Origin of the sequence: Pseudoponticoccus marisrubri (genome assembly GCF_001482405.1) — a bacterium.
GTDB lineage: Bacteria > Pseudomonadota > Alphaproteobacteria > Rhodobacterales > Rhodobacteraceae > Pseudoponticoccus > Pseudoponticoccus marisrubri.
Map to the genome: position 1 here is coordinate 140,618 of NZ_LPXO01000011.1, position 9,978 is coordinate 150,595.

Below are 9,978 nucleotides of genomic sequence, written 5' to 3' on the forward strand. Positions count from 1 at the left end.
CTTGGGATCAGTCGGGCAGGGCGTCGTAGGCCGCGACCATGACCGCGGCGCGGCGGCCCACCTCGGCGGCGTCGAGGCCGGGCTTGTAGAGCTCGGAGCCGATGCCGAAGCCGGCGATGCCGGCGGCGCGCCATGCGGCGAAATCATCGGCGCCGACCCCGCCCACGGCATAGCTGTCGGTGCCCTTGGGCAGCACCGCGCTCAGCGCCTTGTAGCCGTCGAGCCCCAGCTTGAAGGCGGGGAAGAATTTCAGCCCGTCCGCCCCGGCGCGCAGCGCGGCAAAGCATTCGGTCGCGGTGAACACGCCGGGGAAGGACAGCATCCCGGCCGCCTTGGTGGCGGCGATGACCTGCAGGTTGCAGTCGGGCGAGACCACCATGCCGGCGCCCAGCCCGGCCAGCCGCGCCACCGCGTCGGTGTCGAGCACGGTGCCGGCGCCGATCAGGGCGCGGTCGCCCGCATGTTCGATCATCCGCGCGATGCTGTCATAGGGATCGGGCGAGTTCAGCGGCACCTCGATCCGGGTGATGCCCGCACCGACCAGCGCGTCGGTCATGTCGCAGGCTTCGTCCGGGTGCAGCCCGCGCAGGATGGCGATGATGTTGCGGCTCATGCGGTGGTGTCCTTCAGTTGTGCGTAGGCGGCCGTGAGGCCCTTGAGCGTGATGTCCTGGGCGGGGGTGGTGGCGACCTCGGCACCCTGTGCCTGCAGCGCGCGCAGGTAGGCCGCGCCGATGCCGTCCTCGCCCACGATGCGCACCGGCTGGCCCAGCCAATAGGGGCGCGACGCGGCCAGTTCCATCCCGATCAGCAGCCCCGAGAGGCGCGCTCGCGCGGTATCGGCCGAAAGCCCCTCGAGCAACGCGGCGGCTCGGAGCCCGAAAAGCCGTGCGGCCACGTTGGCCGGGGTCGAGATCGCGTCCGAGACGGCCTCGTCGAAGGCCGCGTCATCCCAGCCCGGCCCCTGCACCGAGTGGCGCAGCACCGACTGGTCGGAGAGCAGGGCGAACATCTCGCCGGTCATGAAGGTGCGGAAGCTGACCACCTCGCCGGCGCTCAGATGCGCCCATTTCGTATGGGTGCCGGGCAGGCAGGCGATGCCGTCGAACCCGGGCGTCGCGGCCAGCAGCCCGGCGATCTGGGTTTCCTCGCCGCGCATCACGTCGGCGGGCGCGGTCTGCTTGATGCCGGGCAGGATATGCACGTCGAAATGGTCGCAGGTGATGCGGGTGGCCTGCGGCGCCCCGGGGGGCGCGCAGGGCACCGCGGCATAGGGCGCCTCGGCCCAGCCCTGGCGCGAGCCGGCCATGCCGCAGCAGATCACCGGCAGTCGCCCGGAGGCGGGCAGCACATCGGCCAGGGCCGCGTTCAGCACCGGCGCGTAGCCGTCGCGGGTCAGCCGGCCCATGCCCTGGTCGGAGGAGCGTCGGTCGAGCACCCGGCCCGTGTCGCTCATCAGCCAGAGACGCAGGTGCGACGTCCCCCAATCGGCGGCTATCCAGTCCGGTGTCGTCTCTGCCATGGTGCGTGTCTTTCCTTGTCGTCCAACGATGCGCGCGACAGGCGCGCACCGGTTCCTGTCCGGGGGCGGGTGCGCTCAGAGGCGGCGGCCCTCGACCACCCACATCGTGCCCGGGAAGCGCCAGGGCAGGGTCAGCCCGTGGCGCATCAGGGCCTGTCCGCTCAGCGTCAGCGGGCCGTCCTTGATCGGCATCGCCCCCCGCGACAGGTGCGAGGCCTGGTCGCGGTTCACGAGGTCGACCTCGTACATCGCTTCGGGGTCCAGCCCGCACAGCGCCAGCGGCCGGGGCGCGATCTGGGCCGAGGTCGCGGCCTGCCCGACAAAGACCACGAAGCGGCTGCCATCCTGGGCCAGCTGCGCCTCGGCGATCACCGCGGGGTCGCGGCTGTCGAGCCGCAGGATGTCGGCCTGCATGCGCCAGTCGCGGTTGGTCTTCCACCACAGGGTGATCTCGCGCAGCGTGGCGGCCTCGTCCTCGGTCAGCTCGCGCGGGTCCATCTCGAAGCCCATGTGGCGCTGGGCGGCCACCCAGCCGCGGAAGGACATGTCCAGCACCCGGCCCGAAGTGTGGCAGGTGCGTGGGCCGACATGGCTGCCGGTGATCGCGGCGGGCAGGAACAGCGCGGCGTCATGCTGGATGCGCAGGCGTTCCAGCGCGTCGTTGCTGTCGGACAGCCAGACCCGCTGGGTGCGCGACAGGATGCCGAGGTCGATCCGCCCGCCGCCCGAGGCGCAGCTTTCGATCTCGACCGTCGGGTGCGCGGCGTGCAGCCGGTCGAGCAGGTCGTAGAGCCCCGCCACCTGCGCGGCGTCCACCATGGGCAGCAGGCGGTTGTGATCCCATTTCAGGTACTCGATCGGCGCGCTCGAGAGCACCGCGTCGAGCCGTTTGAACAGGTGGTCGCGCACGGCCTCTTGCGCGAGGTCCAGCACGTATTGCTGGCGCCCGGGCGGCTGGTCGGCGGGGCCAAGCAGCCAGTCGGGATGGGCACGGTAGAGCGCGCTGTCGAAATTGACCATCTCGGGCTCGACCCAGAGACCGAAGCCCATGCCCAGGTCGCGCACGTATTCGGCGAAGGGCGCCAGCCCGTCGGGCCATTTGCGCGGGTCGATCTCCCAGTCGCCCAGGCTGGTCGTGTCATCGTCACGCCGGCCGAACCAGCCATCGTCGAGCACGAAACGCTCGGCGCCCAGCTCGGCCGCCTGCTCGGCGATCTCGTCCAGCACGGCGCGGTCATGGTCGAAATAGACCGCCTCCCAGCAGTTGTAATGCACCGGGCGCGGCTGGCGGGCGCGGGGTGCGGTCAGGGCGCGCAGGTGGCGCTGCAGGCGCACCGCCGCCCCGTTCAGCCCGGCCGCGCTGTAGGCGCCGGTCAGCTCGGCGCTCTCGACCCGCGTGACCAGCCCGTCATAGGCGCCGGTGGCGTGTCCGAACTGGATCTGGCGGCGCCCGTCGGGCAGTTCCTCGGCGACCATGCGATGCCCGCCCGGCCAGCCATAGGCCAGCGCCCAGACCTCGCCCGCAGCATTCGTGGTGCCCGGCGTGGTCAGCAGCGCGAAGGGCGGATGTTCATGGCCCGAGCGGCCCTGCCGTGCCTCGCGCAGGTGGATGCCGGGACGCCAGTCATGGCGCTGCAGCTGGAACTCGCCGATCCAGCGGCCCGAGACATCGGTCAGTCCGTCGCTCTGCGCCGGCACGGGCAGGACCGGCGCGGCCAGCCACTCGACGCGGTGGGGGGCGTCCATCTCCAGTGCCGCTTTCGAGACCAGCAGGCCCTCGCGCAGGTGCAGCGACAGCTGGTAGGTGATGCCGCCCTCGCTGGCCGTGGCCTCGAACCGGTCGGGGCCGGCCTCGACCGTGCCGAGCGCGAGGCAGGGCGTCACCGCGCGGCCCTGCGCATCGCTCAGCCGCAGCCCGGGCTGGCCCGGGAAGGCGCGCCGCGCCTCGGGGCAGACCGAGATCGGTGCGGTGGCGTCCATCATCCCGCCCGAGACGTCGACCACCTGCGCCGCGGCCAGCGTGGCCAGATCCTCGGAGGCGGGCAGGGGCGCGCCCCAGTAGGCGATCCCGGGCAGGCCGCCCTCGGGGGCGGCCAGGACCACGGTCTGGATCTCGTCATCGAGTCGCCAGGTCTGCATCACTTCACGGCCCCCAGCGTCAGCCCGGCGATGAAGTGGCGCTGCATCAGGAAGAACATGGCCACCGGCGGCAGGGCCGCGACGATGCTGCCCGCGCTCATCAGGTGGTACTGCGCCACGAACTGGCTATTGAACGAGGTGATGCCCGCGGTGACCGGCTGCGCGTCGGGGCCCTGTGTCAGCACCACCGCCCAGAAATAGTCGTTCCAGATGAAGGTGAAGATCAGCACCGCCAGCGCCGCGATCGCGGGTTTCATCAGCGGCAGAACGACGTACCAGAAGATCCGCCACTCGGCCACGCCCTCGACCCGGGCCGCCTCGATCAGCTCGTAGGGCAGGGCGCGGATGAAGTTGCGCATGAACAGGGTGCAGAACCCGGTCTGGAAGGCGACGTGGAACAGCACCAGCCCCAGCTTGGTGTCATAGAGGTTGAGGTCCACGGTCAGGTCGCGCACCGGCACCATCAGGATCTGGAAGGGCACGAAGTTGCCCGCGATGAACATGAAGAAGATCAGCAGGTTGCCGCGGAACCGGTAGATGCCCAGGGCGAAGCCCGTCATGCAGGACAGCGCCACCGCGCCGATCACCGTGGGCACGGTGATCAGCACCGAGTTCCACAGGTAGCGGGGCATGTCGGATTCGAGGAACACGCGCCCGTAATTGGTGAACAGCTCGAAGGACGAGGGCCAGCCCCAGTAATTGCCGTTCGAGAAATCGGCCAGCGGCCGGATCGAGAACAGCGCCACGGCGATCAGCGGCAGCAGCCACAGGATCAGGGCGACGGGGACCAGCGCCTGGTAGGCGACCTGAGTGCTGCGCGGGCGCTTCTGGATCGGGGTCGGGAACATCTCAGGCCTCCTTGCGGGCCGGTGCGGCCCCTGTTGCTGCGGCGGCGGGGAAGGGGGTGGGGCGGGTCATGGCAGGACGGGTCATCAGCGCCGCGCCTCGCGCTCTTCTCGCCACATCGACCACAGGAAATAGGCGATGAAGACCAGCATGATCAGGAACAGCACCACCGCGATGGCCGAGCCATAGCCCATGCGGAAGCCGTATTCCGACAGCGCCTTCTCGAACATGTAGAAGGACAGCACCCGGGTGGAGCCGAACGGGCCGCCATTGGTCATGACCGAGATCAGGTCGAAGCTGCGCAGCGCGCCGATGATGGTGACCACGAAGGCGATGAAGGTGGCCGGGCGCAGCTGCGGGATGACCACGTGCCAGAGCATCCGCCAGCCCTTGGCGCCGTCCAGACGGGCGGCCTCGATCTGCTCGGGGTCCACGGCGTTCAGGCCGGTCAGGTAGAGGATCATGCAATAGGCGGTCTGCGGCCAGAGCCCCGCGGCGATGATGCCGTAGGTGGCCAGCGTGGGATCGCCCAGCACGTTGATCGGCTCCATCCCGAACAGGGTCAGCGCCGCGTTCAGCAGCCCCTCGCGCGGGAGGTAGAACCACGAGAAGACGAGGCCCACCACCACCTGGCTGAGCACGAAGGGGAAGAAGAACAGCGACTTGTAGATCCGGATCCCGGTGACGGTCTGGTTCAGGAACAGCGCGATGAACAGCCCGCCGGGGATCGCCAGCAGGTACAGCGCCAGCCACTTGACGTTGTTCCACAGCGAGACTTCGAAGGCGCGGTCGCCCATCAGCTCGCGGTAGTTGCCCATGCCGACGAATTCGCCCTGCTCCTGCAACTCGCCCAGACCGTTCCATTCATAGGTCGAGATGTAGAAGCTCTGAAAGATCGGGATGACCACGTAGACGGCGAAGAACAGCACGCCGGGCAACAGGAACAACAGGGGGGTCAGGGTCATCCGGTTGCGCCTGAACCAGCCCTGTTCGGGTGGCAGATCGACAGCGACTGTCATGTCCTCTCCTCCGTTGGACACTTCACGGGAAAGCCGCGCGGCCCCGGGGCGGGGCGGCTTGCCGATGAGGTGGGGATGGGAAAGGGGGCGCGCGCCTGGCGCGCCCCGGGGGTCGGGTCAGTCGTAGATCCGCTGGCGGGCGCTTTCGAGCCGCTGCAGGATGTCGTCCAGGTTGTCCGGGAAGACCATGAATTCCTGCAGGCCTTCCATGCCGAGCGCGGCCATCTCGGCCGGGAAGTCGCGGTCGAAGAACTGCGCGATGCCGCCGGTGGCGTTCTGCGACAGCATCTCGAAGCCCTGCTGGATGAACTCGTCATCCGCGACGCTGGCATTGGCGTTGACCGGCAGCTGGCCCAGCCCGTCGGGGCCGTTGATCTCGGCCTGCACCTCGGGCGAGGTGACGTATTTCAGGAAGGCCTTGGCCGCCTCGACATTCTGGGCGCCCGACGCGATGTGGAACGTGTCGGTCGGCGCGTCCTCGCCCATCGGGTGATCGCCGATCTTGGGGAACTGGTAGAAGTCGATCTGGTCGTCCGACAGCCCGGCCTCGCGCAGGTGCGGCACGGCGAAGTTGCCGATCAGGTAGGCGGTCGCCTCGCCATTGACCATGAAGGGCAGGGCCTCCTGCCAGCTATAGGTCTGGTGGTCGTCGATGAAGGCGCCCATGTCGATCAGCTTGCGCCAGTTCGCAAAGGTCTCGCGCACGCGGTCATCGGTCCACGGCACCTCGCCGCGCGCCAGCTCCATGTGGAAGTCGAAGCCGTTGGTGCGCATGTTGAGGTAGTCGAACCAGCCGCCCGCGGTCCACAGGAACTTGGAGCCGATCGTGTAGCACTTGCGGCCCGAATCGAGGATCTTCTGGCAGTTCGCCATCTCTTCCTCGAAGGTCGCGGGTTCGCTGAGGCCCAGCTCGTTGAAGATGTCCTCGCGGTAGTAGATGCCCCACTGGTAGTAGCTGTAGGGCACGCCCCATTGCTTGCCGTCGATGGTCATCGCGCCCTTGACCGAGTCGAGCCCGGTCAGCTCGCCCGACGCGTACATGTCGCTGATGTCCATGAAGAGACCGGATTCCACGTAGGGCAGCATCCGGTTGGCGGCGTACCAGTTCACCACGTCCGGCGGGTTGGCCGAGAGCGCGTTGCGGATCTGGCTCTTCCAGGCTTCGCGGTCGACGATGTCCAGCTCGACCTCGAGATCGGGATGCATCTCGCCGAAATCGGCGGCGAGCTTTTCCATCACGGCGCGGGGCGCCGGGTTGGACATGTCCGAGATGATGCGCAGGGTGCCGTCGAGGCTGGCGCCATGCGAGCCGGCAAAGGCCGGCGCGACCAGCGCGGTGGACAGCGCGAGAGCGCCCGCGAGGCGGGTAACGGGGTTGTGCATTGGTATCCTCCCTTTTGCACGTTGGGCGGTTCCGAATAATGAAACTAGTTTCCAACTATTGAAACAATGAAGGATTCGGGGTATGCCTGTCAACACCCCAGCGGAAGAGGAGCCGCGGGGCAGGGAGGATTGAGGCCATGAACAGCCATGTCAACGAGATGCGCGCCCGCGACGGCACGGTCGGCAAGGCGCTGGACGTGCTCGATACGGTGGCCGGCTATGGTCGCCCGGTGCGATTCGGCGAATTGCTCGAGGGCTCGCCGCATCCCAAGGCAACGCTCTACCGGCTGCTGCAGACGCTGACCAACCAGGGCATGCTGGCCTATGACGAGTCCAGCCACACCTATTCGCTGGGCCTGCGGCTGGTGCGGCTGGCCCATGTCGCCTGGCAGCACAGCTCGCTCGCGCCCGTGGCGCGGCCCTTCCTCGACGCGCTGTCCGCCCGGGTGGGCGAGACGATCCACCTGGCCCAGCTGGACGAGGGGCAGGTGCTCTATGTCGACAAGCGCAACGCGCAGCGCCCGGTCGAGATGTTCTCGGCCGCGGGCAAGGTCGGGCCGGGCTACTGCACGGGCGTCGGCAAGGCGATGATCGCGCATCTCGCGCCCGCCGAACGGGCCCGCGCCATCGCGCAGCAATCCTTCTACCGGCACACCGCGCATACGCTGACCGACCCGGAACGCTTTGCTGCCGAGCTGGACCGGATCGTCGCCGAGGGCGTGGCCTTCGACCGCGAGGAGCATGAGCCCGGCATCATCTGCATCGCCGCCCCGATCGTCGCACCGGACGGGCGCGTGCTGGGCGCGCTGTCGATCACGACATCGCTGCAGAACAGGACACTCGAGGATCTGACCGGCCTGCGGCCCGACCTCATCGATACCGCGAAACGCATCGCCGAGGCTGCCGCATCCTGGCAGTTCCCGGGATAAGAAGGAGGAGATCCACGCATGACAGGCGTGACACTTGAGAACACCATCAAGAAATACGGCGACACACAGGTCATCCACGATATCGACCTGACCATCGAGGATGGCGAGTTCTGCGTCTTCGTGGGCCCGTCGGGCTGCGGCAAGTCCACGCTGCTGCGCATGATCGCGGGGCTCGAAGAAACCACCGGCGGCCGCATCAGCATCGGGGCGCGCGACGTGACCCGCGCCGATGCCGCCGATCGCGGCGTGGCCATGGTGTTCCAGACCTACGCGCTCTACCCGCACATGACGGTCGAGGAGAACATGGGGTTCGGGCTGCGCATGACCGGCCACCCCAAGGAGGAGATCCGCGAGAAGGTGGCCGAGGCCAGCCGCATCCTCAAGCTGGACGCCTATCTCAAGCGCAAGCCCAAGGCGCTCTCGGGTGGCCAGCGTCAGCGGGTCGCCATCGGCCGGGCCATCGTCCGCGGCCCCGAGGTGTTCCTCTTCGACGAGCCGCTGTCCAACCTCGATGCCGAGCTGCGCGTCGACATGCGGGTCGAGATCGCGCGCCTGCACAAGGAGATCGGCGCCACGATGATCTACGTCACCCACGACCAGGTCGAGGCGATGACGCTGGCCGACAAGATCGTCGTGCTGCGCGCCGGCCGGATCGAACAGGTGGGCAGCCCGATGAAGCTCTACGAGGATCCCGACAACAAGTTCGTCGCCGGCTTCATCGGCTCGCCCTCGATGAACTTCCTCGAGGGCGTGGTCGAGGCCGGCGCGATCCGCGTGCCCTCGCTGGGCAACCGGCGGGTCGAGACCAGCGTGTCGCTGCCCGAGGAGGGCCGGGCGGTCTATCTGGGCCTGCGCCCGCAGAACCTGCAGATCACCCCGGCCGAGAGCGAGATCCGCCTCGACATTCGCGAGCGGCTGGGCGGCGTGTCCTACGACTACCTGATCGCGCCGGGCGGCGAGAAGATCATCGTCGAGACCCGCAGCAAGGAGGAGTTCCGCGAGGGCGCCACCGTCGACCTGCAGTTCGACCCCGCCGAGGCGATGGTCTTCGACGCCCGGACCGAGGCCCGCCTGCGCTGAGCGTGGTACCCGGGCCGCGACGAGACGCGGCCCGTTCCCGGCTTGCGCGGAATCGCTCTTGCAGTCCGTGCGAAGCCTTTGCTACACGGGTCGACGGAGAGGTGGCCGAGTGGTCGAAGGCGCACGCCTGGAAAGTGTGTAGGCGGGAAACCGTCTCGAGGGTTCGAATCCCTTCCTCTCCGCCACTTGCCCTTGCGAAAGCGTTCTCCCGATCCGGCTGCGGCCGGATTTTTGCGTTGTTTTCGAGGGTTATGCGGGAGGGGCTGAGCACTGGCCCTCGCGCCAAGAGGCCCGTAAGTGGTCTCTGAGGGCCGATATTCTCCGGACCTCATGACTGCGCTGGTTTGGTGAATAGCTTGTAAGCTCCTGGTAGAATGAACATTTCTTCGCTGCCGACCTAAACACTTCGACGCCGGTGGCACACGTTGGGACGGAACGCAGATCCAACTGTCACTGCAGCAAGCAACGCTGTGCACTTAGTCTAGCTTGAGCCATTCCATGAAATCCTGACGCTGCTGGAAGACGTCTCTCAGGGCATCTTTCAATGGAGACGTCCGCGTAGAGAGATTAATGACCAGTGTGTCCATGGCGCGGGTTAGAGGGATCATCGTCCATTGCGCTGCGAATGCAGCAGCCAAATCTTCCTGGGCATCAAATAACCCGCCTAGATCTTGAGGAGCGTTCAACCATTTTCGATACTTATAATCGTAGAAATCATCCAACGCATAATTGAAGACGGTCCAGCCCTCAAGGCCGCGGCAAGAGTCGTACTGCACAATCCGCAGTGCATCGCGATCAGTTGGAAACTGCGCGCGAACGTCTGCAGCCGTAGCATCCCAGACGAGGCCTACTTCAGAATTAATCGTTTGCCCAGGTACTGAATAGGTATTGTCTTCGTCGCGAATGACGAGTGACGGCGGTACGCAGGCAAGCAAGTCGACGGGATAGTTGCCGAGTTGCGCTGGCCTGCCCCTATTGGGTGGTCCGGTTTCAGTCTTAGTGCATGACGGGTCTCGGCGCCAAGGTAGATGCCTGGGGCGGGGGCGATCCGCCATCTCGGG

At 67.4% G+C, this 9,978-nt stretch carries 9 protein-coding genes and 1 tRNA gene; 3 read left to right on the top strand and 7 right to left on the bottom strand.

The window, feature by feature from the left end; all coding sequences use genetic code 11:
- Positions 1-7: 7 nt before the first annotated feature.
- From AVJ23_RS16565 to AVJ23_RS16590, 6 genes are all read right to left on the bottom strand, one after another.
- Complete coding sequence (locus AVJ23_RS16565; protein ID WP_058863325.1) at positions 8-613, bottom strand: 2-dehydro-3-deoxy-6-phosphogalactonate aldolase; 606 nt, start codon at positions 611-613, stop codon at positions 8-10.
- On the bottom strand, positions 610-1,521 hold the full coding sequence (locus AVJ23_RS16570; RefSeq protein WP_058863326.1) for a 2-dehydro-3-deoxygalactonokinase: 912 nt from the start codon (positions 1,519-1,521) through the stop codon (positions 610-612). The genes AVJ23_RS16565 and AVJ23_RS16570 overlap by 4 nt, the downstream gene beginning before the upstream one ends.
- A gap of 75 nt (positions 1,522-1,596) precedes the next feature.
- Positions 1,597-3,660: an alpha-galactosidase gene (locus tag AVJ23_RS16575; protein ID WP_240484689.1), complete on the bottom strand. Its 2,064-nt coding sequence runs from the start codon at positions 3,658-3,660 to the stop codon at positions 1,597-1,599.
- Positions 3,660-4,508, bottom strand: coding sequence for a carbohydrate ABC transporter permease (locus AVJ23_RS16580; RefSeq protein ID WP_058863328.1), 849 nt, complete (start codon positions 4,506-4,508; stop codon positions 3,660-3,662). The genes AVJ23_RS16575 and AVJ23_RS16580 overlap by 1 nt, the downstream gene beginning before the upstream one ends.
- 84 nt (positions 4,509-4,592) lie before the next feature.
- Positions 4,593-5,525, bottom strand: a complete 933-nt coding sequence (locus AVJ23_RS16585; RefSeq protein ID WP_058863329.1) for a carbohydrate ABC transporter permease — start codon at positions 5,523-5,525, stop codon at positions 4,593-4,595.
- 117 nt (positions 5,526-5,642) lie between these two features.
- Positions 5,643-6,908 carry an ABC transporter substrate-binding protein gene (locus AVJ23_RS16590; protein WP_205626874.1) on the bottom strand — a complete coding sequence of 422 codons (1,266 nt, stop codon included), beginning with the start codon at positions 6,906-6,908 and terminating at the stop codon, positions 5,643-5,645.
- A gap of 137 nt (positions 6,909-7,045) precedes the next feature.
- Between AVJ23_RS16590 and AVJ23_RS16595 the strand changes: the two genes are divergently transcribed.
- The 3 genes from AVJ23_RS16595 to AVJ23_RS16605 all read left to right on the top strand — a co-directional run bounded on the left by AVJ23_RS16595 (position 7,046) and on the right by AVJ23_RS16605 (position 9,102).
- The gene (locus AVJ23_RS16595; protein ID WP_058863330.1) at positions 7,046-7,837 is read left to right on the top strand and encodes an IclR family transcriptional regulator; all 792 of its coding nucleotides are present in this window, start codon (positions 7,046-7,048) and stop codon (positions 7,835-7,837) included.
- An 18-nt stretch (positions 7,838-7,855) separates the two neighbouring features.
- The gene (locus AVJ23_RS16600; RefSeq protein WP_058863331.1) at positions 7,856-8,917 is read left to right on the top strand and encodes an ABC transporter ATP-binding protein; all 1,062 of its coding nucleotides are present in this window, start codon (positions 7,856-7,858) and stop codon (positions 8,915-8,917) included.
- A 95-nt stretch (positions 8,918-9,012) separates the two neighbouring features.
- Positions 9,013-9,102: transfer RNA gene (locus AVJ23_RS16605), tRNA-Ser, on the top strand.
- A 291-nt stretch (positions 9,103-9,393) separates the two neighbouring features.
- Here AVJ23_RS16605 and AVJ23_RS22315 read toward each other — a convergent pair.
- A partial coding sequence (locus tag AVJ23_RS22315; protein WP_205626875.1) for a hypothetical protein occupies positions 9,394-9,978 on the bottom strand: 585 nt, incomplete at its 5' end.

What these genes read in the sequence shown, in the direction of transcription:
- AVJ23_RS16565 (WP_058863325.1), bottom strand. Translation starts at nt 613, where the DNA reads ATGAGCCGCAACATCATCGCCATCCTGCGCGGGCTGCACCCGGACGAA.
- AVJ23_RS16570 (WP_058863326.1), bottom strand. Translation starts at nt 1,521, where the DNA reads ATGGCAGAGACGACACCGGACTGGATAGCCGCCGATTGGGGGACGTCG.
- AVJ23_RS16575 (WP_240484689.1), bottom strand. Translation starts at nt 3,660, where the DNA reads ATGCAGACCTGGCGACTCGATGACGAGATCCAGACCGTGGTCCTGGCC.
- AVJ23_RS16580 (WP_058863328.1), bottom strand. Translation starts at nt 4,508, where the DNA reads ATGTTCCCGACCCCGATCCAGAAGCGCCCGCGCAGCACTCAGGTCGCC.
- AVJ23_RS16585 (WP_058863329.1), bottom strand. Translation starts at nt 5,525, where the DNA reads ATGACAGTCGCTGTCGATCTGCCACCCGAACAGGGCTGGTTCAGGCGC.
- AVJ23_RS16590 (WP_205626874.1), bottom strand. Translation starts at nt 6,908, where the DNA reads ATGCACAACCCCGTTACCCGCCTCGCGGGCGCTCTCGCGCTGTCCACC.
- AVJ23_RS16595 (WP_058863330.1), top strand. Translation starts at nt 7,046, where the DNA reads ATGAACAGCCATGTCAACGAGATGCGCGCCCGCGACGGCACGGTCGGC.
- AVJ23_RS16600 (WP_058863331.1), top strand. Translation starts at nt 7,856, where the DNA reads ATGACAGGCGTGACACTTGAGAACACCATCAAGAAATACGGCGACACA.